The organism is Paenibacillus sp. CH40 (genome assembly GCF_024213605.1).
GTDB lineage: Bacteria > Bacillota > Bacilli > Paenibacillales > Paenibacillaceae > Paenibacillus > Paenibacillus polymyxa_B.
On sequence record NZ_JANAVQ010000008.1, the window covers coordinates 149,057 to 166,159 of the forward strand.

Sequence of the window (17,103 nt, forward strand, 5' to 3'; positions counted from 1 at the left end):
TTTTTTATTCAGCCGAGTGCAAAGCTCTTATAGAATTACCAGATATATGCGAATCCCTAATCTTGCTCATAAGTTCAATTTTTACTTATCAAAATACTAATCCAAGAAAAAAATAAGAATACAAAATTATACGCGTCCCCAATCCGTCCCCAACTCACCGATTCCCTTACTCCAACCCCCGCCGCTCCAACAAAGCCACAGCCTCCACATGAACCGTATGCGGAAACATATCTACGGGTTGCACTTCCACTGTACTATACCCGCCATCCTCTAATATCCTTAAATCCCGCGCCAGTGTGCTTGGATTACAGGATACATACACCACGCGTTCTGGCCTCATCTCCAGAATGGTGTCGAGCAGGCGTGGATCACAGCCCTTACGGGGCGGATCGACGACGATAACGTCGGCGGTGATGCCTTGCTCTTTCCATGCAGGAATGACGTCCTCGGACGCGCCTACCTCAAATTTCACATTGCGCATTTCGTTCAACAGCGCATTACTTCGTGCATCATCGATGGCTTCTTTGACGATCTCCACCCCGTACACCTGGTCCGCATGCTGAGCGAGGAACAAAGAGATCGTGCCGATGCCACAATACGCATCAATAACCGTTTCTTTGCCTGTGAGTCCAGCATATTCGACGGTTTTGCTATACAGCACTTCCGTTTGTACGGGATTCACCTGGTAAAAGGATCGCGCGGAAATCGCAAACTGTACGTTTCCAATGTAGTCGTAGATCACGTCACGACCCCACAGTACACGAGTCTCGTCGCCAAAAATAACGTTCGTTCGCTTCGTGTTCACATTCTGGCATATGCTTGCCACGTGTGGGATATGCTCACGGATACTGCCGATCCACGCATCTGCATGCGGAATATCTCGCCCATTCGTGACGAGGACCAGCATCATTTCACCTGTGCGAAAAGCGGTCTTCACAACGACATGGCGCAACAGCCCGCGTCCAGTTTCTTCATTATATGCGCTGATGCCCAGCATTCGGCCAATCTCTTTGACACGTGCGACAACTTCGTCGTTGCGCTCGTCCTGAATGAGACAGGTGTTCATATCCACAATTCGATGGCTACCACGTGCGTAGAAACCGCCCACAAGCCCGCCCTCGGTGACACCAATCGGCACCTGGGCCTTGTTGCGGTACCGCCACGGCTCACTCATACCGAGTGTAGGATGCACGACTACACCTTGTACACGCGACATGCGGTCTGCATTTCCATCCGCAGAGTCAGCCAAAACCTGTGCAGTATGCTCACTGGGCTCTGTAGCCACACTCAGCTTCCCGATACGCTCCAGCACATCCACCACGTGCTGCCGCTTCCAGCTAAGTTGCGCTTCGTAGCTCATATGCTGGATCTGGCAGCCACCGCATTGATCGTAGATGGCGCACGGAGCTGCGATCCGGTCAGGGCTAGCCTGCGCGATATCTAGCAGCTTGGCATACCCATACTGCTTTTTCGTTTTCAGCACCTTTACTCGAACCTTTTCACCCGGTAACGCACCTGGAACGAACAGCGTAAAACCCTCGACACGTCCTACGCCCTCACCATCGTGGTTCATGCCGATGATGTCAATCACGGCCTCATCATTCTTTTGCACAGGCAGATCGCTACGCTCTACACTAGACCGGTTACGATTGGAAGCTTCCTGACTTCGTCCACCGTTGGAAGAACGGCGAGTATCTCGTCCATTTTCCCTTTTCTTCTGAGCCACTTCATTCATATTTCCATTTTTATGTTTGATTTCGGCTTGAAGCAGCCCATTTCCAGCTCTAACTTGAGACTGCTCTGGTTCTCTCTCTCTTGTCGCCTTCATAGTCTTTTTGTGCTGATTTCCTTGAACAGGAGTTGCTGTTGCTGCATTCCGGCGGCTTTTTCCACGTCCGCTACGGTTATTCGTCATGATTGTCACTTCTTTCTGATCTTCTTTTTATGCGATATTTTCTTTCGGACGTCTAATTTGAACGGTTATCTAAACATACAAATATCAACTCGAAAATGCCGTTACTCCCCACGGAGAACGGCAAAAACCAATATGTTCACAAAAACAACTACCTACTCTTCATTCCATATACTATATTGCGGTTTCGCCCGGAAACAGAAGAATTCCCTACTTATTTCTCACCGGAAAACATTCAAATGATGAGGTAAATTCCGGAAAGTCGCTGGCAAAGTGCCCCCCAGTTCGCCATCCAGATTAAGCTGGACATAGCCGGGTGAGGTCACTTCCATGTAATCTGTTTTGAAATAAACAATCTTCTTGTCCTGCAAATGCTCACCACGCAGCGCAAGTGTTACCAATCGGATCATTTCCGCCAGATTGCATTTCCGTACAGCGATGACGTCGAGCAGTCCATCATCTATTGTCGCCCCAGGAGCAAGCTTTTCAAACCCGCCCACCGAATTCGTATTCGCAATCAGGAAGAGCATAAACTCGTCGTGAATCACTTCCTGACCCGATGCCTTGATGATCAGCTCCTGTGGAGCAAGGCTGACCATCTTCTCCATACCTTTAAAATAATATGCCAACTGGCCAATCATCGTTTTTAGCTTGCTCGGAACTTCATACGTAAGCTCGGTTAAAGTCCCCCCGCCTGCAATGTTGATAAAGTAGCGGTCGTTCGCTTTTCCGATATCCAGCGGCTTCGGATTTTGACGAATAACGAGGTCGCAATAATCCTCCCAGTGCTTGGGGATGCCCAGTGCTCTGGCGAAATCATTCGTCGTCCCCAGAGGAAACACACCTAGGGGCGGGCGGTTTTCTCTTTCAGCCATCCCATTAATGACCTCATACAATGTACCGTCGCCACCAGCGGCGATAATCATGTCATATCCACGCTCAATGGCCTCTATTGCGGCACGCGTTGCGTCCCCTTCACCCGTAGTTGCATGGCAAGAGGCTTCAATACCCCCTTCATCCAGGCGCTGCAAAACATCCGCAAGACGACGCTTCATTTCCTCACGCCCAGAGGTCGGATTATAGATTAATCTAGCTCTTTTCATTCCGTTACGCCACCCGTATATTTAATGATATTTATATTCACATAGCAGTTCATCACATTCAGTCTGTACAAAATATCATCATACTGGAAAAAGACCTCTTTTACAATAAAAGAAGCCAGACTTTGCCCAAATAAGGAAATTTAAGGCTAAGATGACGCTATAGCCGAACCAGACTACCTATGACTTGACCTTGCTTGCTTCTGCACACTTTGCAATAATTCACGAATTTGTCTATCCATCCAGCTTGTGAGCAAAGGATGCGGTAATAAAGGGTCTCCTGAATAACGGTATTCGAGTCCCTGCAAGCGTTTGGGAATCATACGACTTGTAAAATATCCCGAACTCAAAAATAGCGGTGCCACAATAACATCATGACCCCGCTCCTGATTCCAATACGCTGCCTTGTCGTACACACTCTCGGGATTTAGCAAAGCGTGGTCCGTGATGATACCGCTAACGCTTTGCACCGTACGGGCCAACGAAGAAATCCCCTGCTCCCAGCGCTGAAAAAAGCCGTTGTGCACACTGCCGTGACCTACGAGTAAAATAACCTCTCTCGCAGGGTCGGCTGATAGCGGGCGAACCTTGTCCCACACCATGCGGGCAACATCTTCTCCGTCATCCAGCGGGCTGCCAAAATGCACTTGCGCCTTCAGTCGAAACGGCTCCAAATCTGTTTCTTTTTCCGGCGCATCTTTGACACCCAGCGCATAGCTAATCTCATCTACATGCGTACTGCCTGATGACACAAACAAAGGTATAACCAATATATCTGTTACACCCAAAGCTTCCAAACGGTCAATACCATTTTGAATCAATCTTCCTTTAACCGTTTCCAAAAATGAAACCTCTATCGGCATTTCTTCCGACAAATGAAGCTTCGCAACTGCCTGATCCACCTGTTCCACCCAATATGGCTCCCTAGAGCCATGGCTGATTACCAGTATCCCAGGGCTCCGCATTAGCGTCCCAGACGTTCCAGAGTCATTTTGTACCCGTCATTACCATAGTTCAGACAACGTTTAACACGTGAAATGGTAGCTGTGCTGGCCCCCGTCTCTGCTTCAATCTGATTATATGTGCTGCCTTTGCCTAGCATACGGGCAACCTCTAGACGTTGGGAGAGGGATTGAATTTCATTAATCGTGCACAGATCATCAAAAAATACATAGCACTCTTCCAAATTTTTAAGAGTTAAAATAGCTTCGAACAATTGATCAATACTTTTATCATTAAGCTTTTTAAGCTGCATGGATTATCATCTCCCAAGGTTACGATCTCTCCTCATTGTACCCGAGGAATAGTCGGTTTTTCAAGCATTAACGGTTTCACGCATTACAGAACAACATTACATGACCATAGAAACGTACCGTACGAATGCCCAAATCCGCTTTTATACCTGATTTCGGGACACGCGCCTAAACCCACTGTGCGTTTGTAACATACAGTAGAGTATCAACCTGCAAAGGAATGTGATCTCATGCCTGGACACTACTATCATCGGAGGCCGCTACAGCGTTCCCTTTCCGATCCGTATAGTTCATCTCCTTATCCCGGACTCGATCCATACAACGAGGTTCCGCAAGCCGGTTCTTCCGGGCTGGTTCCTTACGAGGCGCCAGCGAGTATTACGGATTCTGCCGTGGTCACACCAGACCCGGTTCCAGCCAAAGGAGGACTACTTGGGGGTCTTGGCAACCTCGGTAATCTCAACGAAATCAAAGGCTTCATTGACCGTATGGGTGGCATTGATGGAATTGTTGCTACGGTCGGCAAGGTGCAGAAGGTTATGTCTAGTGTGCAGCAATTTGCTCCAATGGCGAAGCTGATTATGGGCTCGCTCCCAGCATTCGGCAAATCCGCGAACAAAAATTCTGCCACAGATATCACCGAGGAATTGGATGAATACACACCACCACGCCCACGCCGGAAAAAGACGCAGCGCAAAAGCACCACTACCCCGCGCAGACGTCCGCGCAAGCGCAAAAGAAAGTAGATTATACTATTTGAACCAGCCTCGGCGCATAAACCAGACCACCATTGCAACACTCAACAAAAACATGAAGAACAGTACGCCAAAATATCCATATTTCCAGTCCAACTCGGGCATATTCGAAAAATTCATACCATAAATTCCTGCAATCAGCGTCAAGGGCATAAAGACGGTCGTAATTACGGTCAGCGTCTTCATAATTGAATTCATGCGATTGGAATTGAGCGATATATAACTGTCCCTCAGGTCGGCTGTCATCTCGCGGTCGGCCTCCAGCATGTCTGTCAGCTTTAATAAATGATCATATATATCGGTAAAATAAGCCATATGATCTCCTTGGCCCTGCACATGCTGCGAATTCAAAACTCGGTACATCAGATCACGCATGGGTACGATGGTACGGCGTAGCTTGAGCAGCCTGCCACGCAGGTCAAACACCTGCTTCATTAATTCCTCTACGGATTCGCGACCGCCCAAGCCCTCCAGCTCGGCCAATTCATCCTCAATCATAAAAAGGCTCGGAAAATAGTTATCTACCAGCTTGTCCATCACCGTGTAGGCTGCAGACAACGGCCCTCGCGACCATATTTTACGTTCATTCGCATGCTGGACAATCCGCTCCCAGGCTTGATCCAGCTCCTCTAACTCATGATGGTGATATGTAACCAAAAAACGACTGCTAATAAACATATCCACTTCTTCCGCAGCTAACGTATCTACATCAAGCGCATGCACGACCAGAAACTGCACATCCTCGTAATAATCCAATTTGGGACGTTGCAGAACATGCATACAATCCTCCACAGCCAATGGGTGAAAATGAAAATAACTCGTCAGCAGCTCCGTCTCTCGATCTGTAGGCTCGCTAAAATCTACCCACATCCATATGTAATCCTCCATGACGATCTGATCCAATGGTTTTCCCACTGTTACCTGATGATCATGACCTATAGTCAATGTACGTATCACCGTACGTCCCCCTCGCTTACACTTCCGTCTGTTATGTTATTTATATTTTATATAAGCCAATTAACATTATACAAATCTCAAGTCCTGTATTCCTTTTAATAAAGAAAAGGATATCTCCGGGCCAACATGCCTCCCAAGATATCCTTATAAAATAATCAATTCATTATAAATTAAATCTTTTTTACAAATCCTGTGCTTGTCGCTTCATATCCTAATCGGCGATAAAAATGATGAGCATCCTGTCGCTCACTTCGATTACCACTGTTCAAAGCAATGGCAACCAACCCGTTCTCTTTACTCCAAGCTTCCGCTTCCTCATTTAACGCCTTCCCGATGCCTTTATTACGATGTTTTGAATCCATCACAAAAACGACGATACGCGCGTAATCTTCATTTCTTTCATAAAAGATGTCAGCATGTAGTCCAACCATCCCAACGACTTCCCCTTCATCTTCAGCCACCAGAGTATGGTAGTTAGGGTCAGAAGCGATACGATCATATCTCATCTTCATATCTTCTACAGTCGTAGGATAACCAAGCTCCTCCATTAGATAAGCCAAAGCCGGAATATCCTCATGATGAGCAGTCCTTATCTTCAAAAGCAAGCCCTCCACTTATGAAAATAAACATCAAAAATGAAAATCACTCGCGCCCTCTTCCCCTGCACCCACTCATTCAAAAGTGAGGCAGGCTCTTTGCACGAAAAGGGACTACTCAGCGAGCAGTAGCGTAGCGGTCCATTTGAATCTGTAGAAGCGGCAGCGTTCGCCTTTGCCTCTGAATTTTCACCTTATAAGGTCCTATACAATCCAAAAATTCAGGGGCAACAGCGATCGAAAGATCAAATGGAACGCGGAGCGGTCTCACACTACGTCCTCACCTGCACTCACGGCAAACCTTGCCCACTTACAATACTTTTTCTAAGAAACTAATGGTCCGCTCGTTTTTCGGATTACCAAATACCTCTTGTGGCGTTCCTTCTTCTACGATGTAACCACCGTCCATAAACACAACACGGTCGCTTACTTCGCGTGCAAAACCCATCTCATGCGTTACGATCATCATCGTCATGCCTTCACGCGCTAGATCTTTCATTACGCCCAGCACTTCGCCTACCATTTCAGGATCGAGCGCCGAGGTCGGCTCGTCGAACAGCATAATGTCTGGATTCATTGCCAGCGCACGTGCAATCGCCACACGCTGCTTCTGACCGCCGGAAAGCTGTCCTGGCAGTGCATCTGCCTTATCGGCCAAACCTACACGATCCAGCAGCTTCATAGCCGTTTCCCGGGCCTCTGCCTTGGACTGTTTCCCCAGTTCAGTCGGCGCGAACATAATGTTCTTGAGCACGGTCATATGCGGAAACAGATTAAAGTGTTGAAATACCATACCTATATTTTCACGGACTTTGTTAATGTCCACGTTTTTGTCACTCAAGTTGTAGTCATCGACAATGACCTCACCCGCGGTAATTTCTTCAAGCATGTTCATACAACGCAAAAACGTACTTTTCCCCGAACCAGAGGGGCCAATGACACATACAACCTCGCCTTCACGTACTTGCATGTCGATGCCCTTTAGCACTTGATTACTACCATAGCTTTTTTTCAGGTTTTTAACGATAATTTTACCCACGGCGAACTCTCCCTTCAAGACGGTTGGAAATTTTGGTCAGGACTGTAATGACGATAAGATACATCACCGCTACTACCAGCCAAATATCAAAGGATTGGAATGTCCGCGCAATAATGATCTTACCCGATTGGGTCAACTCGACCAGACCGATAACAGACAAAATGGACGTATCCTTCAACGTAATAACCAACTGATTGATAAACGACGGGATCATGATTTTCACAGCTTGTGGCAAAATGATTTTAAGCATAGCCGTCCGATAGGGTAGACCAAGCGAACGAGCTGCTTCCATTTGTCCCGGATCAATGGACTGAATACCACCACGGATAATCTCAGTTACATACGCACCCGCATTCAGGGATAACGTCAGTACAGCCGCAACAAAAAGCGGCATTTTGAAATCCAGTGCCTGTGGAATACCAAAGTAAATAAAGAAAGCAAGCACGATCAGCGGAATACCGCGGAATATATCGACGAATACAGTTGCAATACCACGGAACACCTTGTTATGGCTTACTTTCATAAAGCCAAACACCAACCCTAGGATAAAGGCTACGAGTAAAGATACAAGTGTGTACAGCAACGTATTTCCCATGCCCTTAATCAGCGAAGGCAGCGAAGCGGAAATCAGTCCCCAGCGGCTGGTCTCTACAGGCGCCACACCTTTGCCCGATTCGCCAAGGTATTTAGCCAAAATTTTATCGTATTCCCCGCTATTGCGCAGATTAACAAGCCCTGCATTAAATTTCTCCAGCAACTCCTGGTTCTTGCCTTGGTTAACAGCAAACCCGTAAGAAGCACCTTTTTCCTTATCTGTTACCAGCTTAAGGCCGTTATTTTGGTTTACACCGTATGCCAGTACCGGATAGTCATCAAAGCAGGCAACCGAATTACCTGTTTTAACTTCATCATACATTTGAGAAGAATCGTCGAACGGTACTGTAGTAAAGCCGTATTTGGCCTTAATCGATTCTGCGAATGTGTAACCTTCCGTTCCTGTTTTGACAGCGACACGCTGTCCTTTCAAGTCCTCATAGCGTTTAACCGTATCATTATCCTTGCGGACCGCCATGACGACGCCTGAATCAAAATAAGGCTCGGAAAAATCAAATTTCCGCTTACGTTCATCGGTAATACTCATCCCGGCAATGACACCATCCACTTGATTCGTTTCAAGGGCCTGCACTGCCGCGTTAAAGCCAAGAGGCTTAATCGTATATTCAAAATTCTGATCCTTGGCAATAGCTGCCAGCAAATCCATGTCGATTCCGACAAATTTACCATCTACATCTTCAAACTCAAAAGGCGCGAACGTTGTATCCGTGCCGATATCATACTTTGTTTTATTTTCTGCATGTGCCACTACACTGAAATTACCGGACAGGGCAACCACAAAAAACAAACAAATCATGAGTGCTATTAGTTTTCTAGATTTTTGCATAATTTCCTCCAGTCAGTTGAACGGTTCAAAGTTTTCTGTTTATTCTACAGGAGTTATTAAAAATTGACTACTTTGATGTCAGGTATTTTTGAAAAACATTTCATGGAACTATCTGGAGGTGTAAACTTTGAAAAAGCCGTTTTGCCCCAGAATGCCAATAAGCCCCTGCCGCAAAAAGCGGACGGAAGCTTATTGTGTATTCTATAGTGTGTACCTATTTTTCAAGAAATACTAATGAACTAGAAAAGAATTTTGAAAATCAATCCAGATAATAGCGCAGCAATCGGTATCGTTATAACCCAAGTAATAATAATTCGACCGGCCAGCGACCAACGCACAGCGGAAAAACGCTTCGCAGAACCCACACCCAAAATAGCCGAAGTAATGGCATGAGTGGTACTTACGGGCAAATGAAGCAATGTAGCTGTGAAAATAACAGAGGCTCCCGAAATGTCGGCTGCGAATCCGTTAATTGGCTCGATTTTAAAAATCTTGGTTCCCATCGTCTTGATGATTTTCCAGCCCCCGATAGACGTCCCCAGCGCCATGGCTGTTGCGGCTGAAATTTTCACCCACATGGGTACTTCCAAATGGTCCTGATACCCCGCCGAAACGAGTGCGAATGTAATAATCCCCATCGCCTTTTGAGCATCATTCGTACCATGCGTGAACGACTGAAGCGCTGCCGTAATGACCTGCATTGTACGAAACCCTTTGTTTACCGTATGCGGACTACGACGAGCGAAGATGTATTTTAAAATTATCATCACGATGTAACCGACAACAAAAGCAATCAACGGGGAGAAAATAAGTCCTTCGACAATCCCGATGAAGCCGCTCCAGTTTAATTTATCCGATCCCGCACCTACATACACCGCTCCAGCCAATGCACCAATTAGTGCATGAGAAGAGGATGAAGGAATACCGAACCACCAGGTTAAGAGGTTCCAGATAATCGCAGCGATCAGCGTCGCAATGACGATATCAATTCCATTCGTAAGCTTGGTTGGATCAGCGACACTTCCACCAATCGTCTTCGCAACGCCTGTAAACAATATTGCCCCGAGAAAGTTCATGACCGCAGCCATAATAATCGCACGTCGCGGGGTCAATGCACGGGTCGATACCGAAGTTGCAATCGCGTTCGCCGTATCATGAAAACCATTAATAAAATCAAATGCCAGAGCAAGAAAAATAACAATACCCAATACCAGTAAACTTGTATCCATGTAAAAGGACTCCCTTACGAGTTACGCATAATGATGGATTCCAGCATATTTGCAACATCCTCGCATGAATCCGTTGTCGTTTCAAGGCGTTCGTACAATTCTTTGCGTTTAATCAGTTCAATAGGGTCGGTTACAGTTGCAAACAGGTTTTTGATGCAAATACGCAATAATTCATCCCCCTGATTTTCCAAATCATTCAGGCGAATAGTGTATTCACGAATGGCCAGCAATTTTTTCTGTGAAAGCAAATGTACAGCTTTCTGAATTTCGTAAGCTGATTGACGCAGAATATCAGCGAACTGCACAATATACTCGTCCGGCTCCGTAATGTTGTACATATAAAAACGGGAAGCCGTCGCTTCAAGACCGTCCAACACATCATCCATGGTTGTTGTCAGTTCCATGATGTCGTCGCGTTCCAACGGCGTAATGAAGGTCTTGTTCAGCTCAGTAATAATCGTGTGTGTGTAATCATCACACTTATTTTCATACTTCTTCATTTCATTTGTAAACAAAGTCACATCCTGAAGATTTGAAGTATGTTGGGCAAAATAATCGGCTGCTTGCACGATCGTATCTGCCATATTTTCCAACGTCTCGAAGAATATATCCTTTTTCTTCAATCTCATAACGATTACCCCTTTACGAAAATATCCGCAACCTGTTTCGACTGCAATAGACAACCTTTGCTATCTTATCACACTCATCAATGTTTTTGTAATGTTTGTAAAAGCAAATTTCATGACATAGGTATACAGTGCCCGACATGGAAGGTCATTATCCGACAATTTTTTCCTAAAAAGGTGTATTTCGTTTTCTAATTTGCTGCTATGGTTACATGTTCCTTTAGTGAAGTATCTGCTGGTACCACATGTATATAGGATGTACCTGGCGTTAACGGGATTTCAACCCCATTTTTCATAAAACGAATCGCATCGCCTGGTGTATGCTGCCACTCAGCCTGTATTAACTGTCCTTGTTGAAACACCATGGCCTCTCCACTGCCGTCCAGCTCAACACTTAATCTGCCCACATCATCCAACGTTCGATGTCTAGCGCTCATTACAATAACATTGGCTGCTGAGAGCTGTTGGTTATTATTTTGATCCACATGTGACTTTTCGTTCACAAAACGCTTATATTGTTGATTCGCTGGATCATAGGTATAAGATACCCGATAGCTTTTAAGCAAAAACCGAATTTGCAAAGATGCTGCTGTCTCGTCCACCATAACTGGGGTTTCACCGGATTTAAGGTAAGAATATACTGGAACGTCCGTATGCTTGGCATACCCTTTACTATCGCTTCCTTTGCGCAGTCTGTTCATGTCTGTGTATAAATTATGTGGAGGACGACGATCTTTGCTTCGCCAGAAGTAAGCCCCTCCATTTGAAATCTCATCCAGATGTTCCTTCCGCTGCTGCTGTAAAATCGCATAGGCATCTGTGCTTCCCCCTGCGTGTATAGGCAACGCACCATAGGTTTCGCCCAGCTCAATCAAATACGGTCGAATGCTACGGACCGGTCCGATCTTTACATCTCCACCATGACTTTGGAAAAAAGCGACCAGACGGGTAATCCCGCCTTCTGCAAGAACTTCATATACCATGTCTGCCTGGCTAAGTCCTGCCTGTGGACGTGCAGCCGGAGCATTGTTAATCATGACAGCGAGCGGCCGCTCCAAAACAGGCTGCTCCACCGGAAGACCGGTAAGCGGAGCTGTAAATGCCGGAATAGACTGCTCCTTCGGCGGTTCAAGTGCCTCCTTCTCTGTTACTTGCTTGGTCGGTTGGGGAACGGAATCAGATTCACCCGTATTGGACATAGCAGTACAAGACATCAGCGTCATGCATAACAGAGCTGAGGCCATCACACGCAACCAATGATTTCGTTGGGAAATGGGCCCGGACAAGTTCATCCCTCCACTTAGTTATTTTTCTCATTATAAGCTTTATTTCCTGTTTTTGTCTTGATTGAAGCGTAACCACTCTATAGAATACTTATCTAAAGACATTAAAATTTAAAAAATATTCAGACTTTGTGATTTTTATCACAAATAACTGTAACTGAACCTACTACAATAAAGGTGTAGCAAAGATGATCATCCCCAACAAAATGAAATACAACCAACATTATAGATTAAGAAAGAGGAGTGGTTTGAATGTTTAACAGCTGGTTACGTGAAAACAAAGTCGCAATGTGGTTGCTGACTGTAGTACGGGTTTATCTAGGTTATGAATGGATGACCCACGGACTTGAAAAGCTGACAGGTGGATTCGATGCAGGCGGATTTATCTCGGGGGCCATTGCTAAAACAGGTGGAGACCATCCCGCTGTACAAGGCTGGTGGGGATCGTTCCTGGAAGCCTTTGCCCTGCCGAATGTAGGTTTGTTCAACGTCCTGATCCCATTGGGTGAGTTCTTGGTCGGGGTTGGCCTGCTTCTCGGTACATTGACTACACTGGCTGCTTTGATGGCTATGGTTATGAACTTCTCGTTCCTGTTCTCGGGTACAGTAAGCACCAATGCAATCTACCTGCTGTTTGAAATCTTCCTTGTAGTTGCTGGTGCAAATGCCGGAAGAATTGGCTTTGACCGTTGGGTACTGCCCTTCCTGCGTGGACTGTTTCGTAAAAATAAAGATACCTTTCCAGCGGACCCTAGTCGAAAAATAGCTTAAACTGGCTAAAAAAGAACGTGCCTTCTAATTAATCGAAGACGCAAAATACACAAAAGAACTTCCATTCCCACACACCATGTGGATTCGGAAGTTCTTTTTTTACATTTACGTATCACTTTCTTGACCAAAAGCCCAACAATTGAGACTTAACGAGCCAAGGACATACGATTGAAAAAGCTTACGAGCGGAGCGCTCATGATCCGCAGCCCCCATCGCATAAAACAAAGGTGAAAAATGCTCTATTCCATAAAAAGGTACCGCCTGTTTGGCATATGGAGCCTTCTTGTCATATTGGAATAGGTGACGCAAATTCCAGTCTTGAAGCTGCTGTGCAATCCAGTCATCATATTGAACGGCCCAATCGGCTGGCTCACTCGTCTGCTTGAGTGTCCGCAAGTTGTGGACCAATCCACCGCTACCGATAATCAAAATCCCTTGTTCTCGCAACGGCGCCAGCATCCGCCCAATCTCGTATTGCTCCTGGGGAGCGCGCCGAGAATCAATGGATAAGGGTACGACCGGTATGTCTGCATCAGGATATATATGCCGCAAAACCACCCATGCTCCATGATCCAGTCCTCGGTTCCGAACCGGCTGGTGGAACAGGTTATGCTGACTGAACAGATGCTCTATCTCCTCATACAGCTTTGGATCGCCTGGTGCAGGGTAATCGATTGAGTACATTTCTTCGGGAAAGCCATAGAAATCGTGCAACGCTGCATGCTGATCATCCGCGCCAATACATTGATCGGGGCTATCCCAATGCGCGGAAAAAATGACAATTCCTTTGGGTCGGGGCAGGCTCGCGCCCAGCTTTGCAAGAAAGCTGGTATATGCGTTATTTTCTACAGCCAGTGTCGGTGAACCATGCGCAACAAAAATTGAGGGTAATGTCATCGCTGCCAACCTCCACACGCCAGTATAGTGTTACTCTTCCATTTTACTCCGGCGGAGGCGCAATTTCCAATACAATCCGTTACACACTGAAATCAGATCATCCAGTGCTGCCAATCCCGTTGAATATTTTCCTGTTCATCCAGCCATTCAAGTGTTCGATCAATCAGCCGTTGCCGCTCTTTACCTGACGAGAAAGTGTGATCTCCCTGGAAAATAATCTCTTTATCACAGCGTCCCTCTGGACGCATCCAGAATATCTTTTGAAACAGAAATGCATAATCCACAGGAATAATATCATCCGAGGTGCCATGAACAACGAGCACATCTCCGTTAAATTTAACGGCCTCCTGGAACGGCTGAAATTGAGCTAACGACTCAAAATAAGCAGGCGTAAACTTATAGCCCAAATAGTCGGCATGACCGGTTTTAACAGACTCATCGTACACGCTTCGCTCCGTAATTTTGACGATGTCGTTGAACGGATAGCCCACTGCGGACCAAAGAACCAGATTTTGTACTCTCTTGTCCCGTACGGCTGTGAGAAGGGCAACTGCGCCCCCCAGACTGTGACCGATCAGCGTCACCTTGGTCGGGTCAATGTCCGCGCAATTGACGGCGTAATCCAACACGGTACGTGTCTGATTAATCATTGATTCTAACCCCTGCTTGCCATATTCCCCCGTGCTTTCCCCACAACCGGCAAAATCAAAGCGCAGGACAAAGTAACCCCCTTCGGCCAGTTCACGCGCAGTCTTGACGAATAATCGATCTACTCCGATACGATTGCCTACAAAACCGTGACATATAACAACGAGAGGAACCCTTCTCTGACGATCTCCCTCATTTGTACGGTTTGGATAATGAATTGTTGCGGCCAGCTCTTCATGTTCAAAGCGAATTCCAATTTGCCGTTCCATCCTGATTCCCCCTGTTTCAAGCTTCACTACACATTTATGAATTCAAACTCATATCGTAACGTGGAATATCCATCCAGGATATTCATTCACTTTAATTCCGATAAGTTTAATAAGTTTTATAGTAAAGTCAGTCTATCATCGCCCTGCTTCCTTGTCAACCTGTCAGTTCACATCGTTAAAAAAGTAAACAAATAGCGCTCCCCGATGCGATTCCGGAGAACGCTATACTACATTTATTAGAGTGAATCCACTACATTAAAGTAGACATTCGTTATTCGTAGCTGTTCCTAAACATTTGGTGGGTCTCCGTTCGTCCCTCCCACTCCAGCTTACAAGAGGCGCCGTTATGTTCATCCTCATGCCACAGGCTGCGGTAGTTCTGTGCACCTAGTTCACCCGCAAATTCTGTATCCTCAGCCACTTCGATCTCGTCCAGTACACGGTACGTTGGAGATGATCCCTGAACGCTCCGGTGACTCACATTTGTAGACGAGGCCACCCCGCTATTCCCGTTCGAAGCGTTTGCCAGTCGTTTTTGGACTGAATAATCTGCCTGGTTCTCCAGTTTCATGATGCCACACCCTCTTAACGTTTATATTCAGGTTGCTCTATGTGCTCACCCTGTATCCAGTTTGAGGAGAATGCAGCGGTAATATACATTTTATAGATAAAGTCTTTTGCCATCCGACGCTTCCTCACGTATACTGTCTTTGTTACGAAATGGCGGTTCCATCAGCCCGGGATACGCTCATAAAGCAGGAGGAAGAAATGAATAAAGCAAAAAATTACACGCTTATTGCATGGATTGCCTTATCTATGTTTTTCTTGACACAGGCAATTATCGGATGGTTTGTCACCTTTACAGGTGGGGATATCAAACCCTTTGAAAAAATCAGCCTATCCACCCTTATCATCATCGCTGCAGGAGCCATTCTACTCGTTGAAGCTCTGATGAATTTTATGGACCGTCCCGAAGAAGGCGAGGAGACACAACAGCCAGACCATGCCCCTGCAAAGCCCCAGATGAATCTTAAATCCATCTTGATGTATGTTGTGTTAGTTGTCGTGATTCTTGTCGCCGGACTGGCGCTACGCAGTGTACTGCCAGTATTCAGAATCTCACCTTGGGCGAATTTAATTCTCGCCGCCATTGGATTTATTGGACTCAAACCAATTTTTCTGCGTAAAAAACGTTCATAGCCCGCAATTCCCATTATATGGAGCTGCCTCATTTTGGATCGCAGCAGCTCCTTTTCATTTCGATCAGGCAACCGACTTACAGCTGGGGTGTGCGCCAAAAAGCCGTATTCCTGGCCTGCAAGAAGCGGCACGGGGGAATACGGCTTGATATACTTTAGAACTTATTTGGAAAATAGTTGTTCTGCATTATCCAGAGCAATTTTATGTCCCATCGCGGAATAGTCCAGCCAAGGTTGTCCATCCAACATGTAGACATGCCCTTGCTTCACCGCCTTGAGACCTTGCCATACTGTATTTCCTTCCAGCTGCTTGTATACCTTTTGGGCATCCGCGCCTTTACTAATGATAACAAGGATCGCATCAGCATCATAATCCGGTAAAACCTCTTGGGAAACAACCTGATAAGCCTTGTTGATCTTTTCTACACCTTTGGCTGGCTTCAAGCCCAAGTCCTGATACAACAGCGGCCCTACCGGACGCTTCATCCCCATAACACGGACCTCTTTCGCCGTCACACGTACAGCCATAACCGTTCCGTCCCCAATTTTTGAATGAATCAGCTTTTCGACTCGTTCCTTCTGTGTATCATAATCTTTTAGAAATGCGTCTGCCTGTGCTTCATGTTTGACCATAACGGCTATTTTTTTTAATTGATCCTTCCATGTGCCTTCATCCAGATCAAAAACTTCGGTTGGCGCAATTTTTTCAAATTTGGCCACATCGGTTCCCGAATATTTTTTATCCAAGAAAATATGATCAGGTTGAAGCTCCAGTACCGCTTCCATATCCGGGTCTGTGACAACACCTAGCTTACGGGTATTTTGAAGACGATCTTTTACATGGGGCAGAAAATCCTTCACATCTCCGCCAATGACCGAACCAGCCGGAGTAATGCCCAATGCCAGCAGGTTGTTCGTCAAATGAATAGACATCGAAGCAATACGCGAATCCGCACTAATGGTTGTCTGCGCACTGCCAGCCGCTTTCGTATCGGTAGCCTGTTTGTCGGCTGCTTGTCCGCAAGCGGACAGCATGATCATGCATACAACAAGAGTTGTGACTACCCATGAACGTTTAAAACCTGAACCCTCAAATTTGTGCTTTCTCATGATTACTCTCTCCTATGC

At 46.1% G+C, this 17,103-nt stretch carries 19 protein-coding genes; 4 read left to right on the top strand and 15 right to left on the bottom strand.

Annotation, left to right across the window (positions count from 1 at the left end; translation table 11 throughout):
• Nucleotides 1–166: 166 nt before the first annotated feature.
• The 4 genes from rlmD to NLX73_RS20630 form a co-directional block, all read right to left on the bottom strand.
• Entirely contained in the window at nt 167–1,915 is a 1,749-nt protein-coding gene (gene rlmD / locus NLX73_RS20615; RefSeq protein ID WP_254327199.1) for a 23S rRNA (uracil(1939)-C(5))-methyltransferase RlmD, read from the bottom strand.
• 218 nt (nt 1,916–2,133) lie between these two features.
• Nucleotides 2,134–3,015 (bottom strand): diacylglycerol kinase, encoded by an 882-nt coding sequence (locus NLX73_RS20620; protein WP_013308843.1) that lies wholly within the window; start codon nt 3,013–3,015, stop codon nt 2,134–2,136.
• Nucleotides 3,016–3,188: 173 nt separating this feature from the next.
• A complete protein-coding gene (locus NLX73_RS20625; RefSeq protein ID WP_254327200.1) occupies nt 3,189–3,977 on the bottom strand; it encodes a sirohydrochlorin chelatase in 789 nt (262 codons plus the stop codon).
• Nucleotides 3,977–4,267, bottom strand: a complete 291-nt coding sequence (locus tag NLX73_RS20630; protein WP_007428885.1) for a YerC/YecD family TrpR-related protein — start codon at nt 4,265–4,267, stop codon at nt 3,977–3,979. The genes NLX73_RS20625 and NLX73_RS20630 overlap by 1 nt, the downstream gene beginning before the upstream one ends.
• Before the next feature lie 228 nt (nt 4,268–4,495).
• On the opposite strand from NLX73_RS20630, the gene NLX73_RS20635 reads away from it, so the two are divergent.
• Entirely contained in the window at nt 4,496–5,011 is a 516-nt protein-coding gene (locus tag NLX73_RS20635) for a tyrosine protein kinase (RefSeq protein ID WP_254327201.1), read from the top strand.
• A gap of 6 nt (nt 5,012–5,017) precedes the next feature.
• On the opposite strand, the gene corA is transcribed toward NLX73_RS20635, so the two are convergent.
• The 4 genes from corA to NLX73_RS20655 all read right to left on the bottom strand — a co-directional run bounded on the left by corA (nt 5,018) and on the right by NLX73_RS20655 (nt 9,053).
• A complete protein-coding gene (corA, locus tag NLX73_RS20640; RefSeq protein WP_254327202.1) occupies nt 5,018–5,977 on the bottom strand; it encodes a magnesium/cobalt transporter CorA in 960 nt (319 codons plus the stop codon).
• A gap of 170 nt (nt 5,978–6,147) precedes the next feature.
• Nucleotides 6,148–6,576, bottom strand: a complete 429-nt coding sequence (locus NLX73_RS20645; RefSeq protein WP_254327203.1) for a GNAT family N-acetyltransferase — start codon at nt 6,574–6,576, stop codon at nt 6,148–6,150.
• A gap of 307 nt (nt 6,577–6,883) precedes the next feature.
• On the bottom strand, nt 6,884–7,612 hold the full coding sequence (locus NLX73_RS20650) for an amino acid ABC transporter ATP-binding protein (RefSeq protein WP_061830844.1): 729 nt from the start codon (nt 7,610–7,612) through the stop codon (nt 6,884–6,886).
• Entirely contained in the window at nt 7,605–9,053 is a 1,449-nt protein-coding gene (locus tag NLX73_RS20655) for an amino acid ABC transporter substrate-binding protein/permease (protein WP_254327204.1), read from the bottom strand. Before NLX73_RS20655 ends, NLX73_RS20650 begins: the two co-directional genes overlap by 8 nt.
• Before the next feature lie 63 nt (nt 9,054–9,116).
• Between NLX73_RS20655 and NLX73_RS20660 the strand changes: the two genes are divergently transcribed.
• Nucleotides 9,117–9,260, top strand: a complete 144-nt coding sequence (locus NLX73_RS20660; RefSeq protein ID WP_254327205.1) for a hypothetical protein — start codon at nt 9,117–9,119, stop codon at nt 9,258–9,260.
• 32 nt (nt 9,261–9,292) lie between these two features.
• Here the strand turns inward: NLX73_RS20660 and NLX73_RS20665 are convergent, their stop codons facing one another.
• The 3 genes from NLX73_RS20665 to NLX73_RS20675 all read right to left on the bottom strand — a co-directional run bounded on the left by NLX73_RS20665 (nt 9,293) and on the right by NLX73_RS20675 (nt 12,194).
• Entirely contained in the window at nt 9,293–10,282 is a 990-nt protein-coding gene (locus tag NLX73_RS20665; RefSeq protein WP_039272398.1) for an inorganic phosphate transporter, read from the bottom strand.
• A 14-nt stretch (nt 10,283–10,296) separates the two neighbouring features.
• Nucleotides 10,297–10,911 carry a DUF47 domain-containing protein gene (locus NLX73_RS20670; RefSeq protein ID WP_007428879.1) on the bottom strand — a complete coding sequence of 205 codons (615 nt, stop codon included), beginning with the start codon at nt 10,909–10,911 and terminating at the stop codon, nt 10,297–10,299.
• Between the two features lie 188 nt (nt 10,912–11,099).
• Nucleotides 11,100–12,194: a DUF3048 domain-containing protein gene (locus NLX73_RS20675; RefSeq protein ID WP_254327206.1), complete on the bottom strand. Its 1,095-nt coding sequence runs from the start codon at nt 12,192–12,194 to the stop codon at nt 11,100–11,102.
• Between the two features lie 249 nt (nt 12,195–12,443).
• On the opposite strand from NLX73_RS20675, the gene NLX73_RS20680 reads away from it, so the two are divergent.
• A complete protein-coding gene (locus NLX73_RS20680) occupies nt 12,444–12,962 on the top strand; it encodes a DoxX family membrane protein (RefSeq protein WP_023987083.1) in 519 nt (172 codons plus the stop codon).
• Between the two features lie 105 nt (nt 12,963–13,067).
• Here the strand turns inward: NLX73_RS20680 and NLX73_RS20685 are convergent, their stop codons facing one another.
• The 3 genes from NLX73_RS20685 to NLX73_RS20695 all read right to left on the bottom strand — a co-directional run bounded on the left by NLX73_RS20685 (nt 13,068) and on the right by NLX73_RS20695 (nt 15,347).
• Nucleotides 13,068–13,859, bottom strand: a complete 792-nt coding sequence (locus tag NLX73_RS20685; protein ID WP_254327207.1) for a dioxygenase family protein — start codon at nt 13,857–13,859, stop codon at nt 13,068–13,070.
• 92 nt (nt 13,860–13,951) lie between these two features.
• A complete protein-coding gene (locus NLX73_RS20690; protein WP_068938549.1) occupies nt 13,952–14,776 on the bottom strand; it encodes an alpha/beta hydrolase in 825 nt (274 codons plus the stop codon).
• A gap of 271 nt (nt 14,777–15,047) precedes the next feature.
• Complete coding sequence (locus tag NLX73_RS20695; RefSeq protein ID WP_254327208.1) at nt 15,048–15,347, bottom strand: hypothetical protein; 300 nt, start codon at nt 15,345–15,347, stop codon at nt 15,048–15,050.
• Between the two features lie 197 nt (nt 15,348–15,544).
• Between NLX73_RS20695 and NLX73_RS20700 the strand changes: the two genes are divergently transcribed.
• Nucleotides 15,545–15,976, top strand: coding sequence for a hypothetical protein (locus tag NLX73_RS20700; protein ID WP_254327209.1), 432 nt, complete (start codon nt 15,545–15,547; stop codon nt 15,974–15,976).
• A gap of 161 nt (nt 15,977–16,137) precedes the next feature.
• Here NLX73_RS20700 and NLX73_RS20705 read toward each other — a convergent pair whose 3' ends face one another.
• On the bottom strand, nt 16,138–17,085 hold the full coding sequence (locus tag NLX73_RS20705) for an ABC transporter substrate-binding protein (protein WP_254327210.1): 948 nt from the start codon (nt 17,083–17,085) through the stop codon (nt 16,138–16,140).
• Nucleotides 17,086–17,103: the final 18 nt, after the last annotated feature.

Bases quoted from the DNA above. Each gene is read 5' to 3' on its own strand.
- rlmD (WP_254327199.1), bottom strand. From the start codon at position 1,915: ATGACGAATAACCGTAGCGGACGTGGAAAAAGCCGCCGGAATGCAGCA.
- NLX73_RS20620 (WP_013308843.1), bottom strand. From the start codon at position 3,015: ATGAAAAGAGCTAGATTAATCTATAATCCGACCTCTGGGCGTGAGGAA.
- NLX73_RS20625 (WP_254327200.1), bottom strand. From the start codon at position 3,977: ATGCGGAGCCCTGGGATACTGGTAATCAGCCATGGCTCTAGGGAGCCA.
- NLX73_RS20630 (WP_007428885.1), bottom strand. From the start codon at position 4,267: ATGCAGCTTAAAAAGCTTAATGATAAAAGTATTGATCAATTGTTCGAA.
- NLX73_RS20635 (WP_254327201.1), top strand. From the start codon at position 4,496: ATGCCTGGACACTACTATCATCGGAGGCCGCTACAGCGTTCCCTTTCC.
- NLX73_RS20655 (WP_254327204.1), bottom strand. From the start codon at position 9,053: ATGCAAAAATCTAGAAAACTAATAGCACTCATGATTTGTTTGTTTTTT.
- NLX73_RS20665 (WP_039272398.1), bottom strand. From the start codon at position 10,282: ATGGATACAAGTTTACTGGTATTGGGTATTGTTATTTTTCTTGCTCTG.
- NLX73_RS20670 (WP_007428879.1), bottom strand. From the start codon at position 10,911: ATGAGATTGAAGAAAAAGGATATATTCTTCGAGACGTTGGAAAATATG.
- NLX73_RS20680 (WP_023987083.1), top strand. From the start codon at position 12,444: ATGTTTAACAGCTGGTTACGTGAAAACAAAGTCGCAATGTGGTTGCTG.
- NLX73_RS20685 (WP_254327207.1), bottom strand. From the start codon at position 13,859: ATGACATTACCCTCAATTTTTGTTGCGCATGGTTCACCGACACTGGCT.
- NLX73_RS20690 (WP_068938549.1), bottom strand. From the start codon at position 14,776: ATGGAACGGCAAATTGGAATTCGCTTTGAACATGAAGAGCTGGCCGCA.
- NLX73_RS20695 (WP_254327208.1), bottom strand. From the start codon at position 15,347: ATGAAACTGGAGAACCAGGCAGATTATTCAGTCCAAAAACGACTGGCA.
- NLX73_RS20700 (WP_254327209.1), top strand. From the start codon at position 15,545: ATGAATAAAGCAAAAAATTACACGCTTATTGCATGGATTGCCTTATCT.
- NLX73_RS20705 (WP_254327210.1), bottom strand. From the start codon at position 17,085: ATGAGAAAGCACAAATTTGAGGGTTCAGGTTTTAAACGTTCATGGGTA.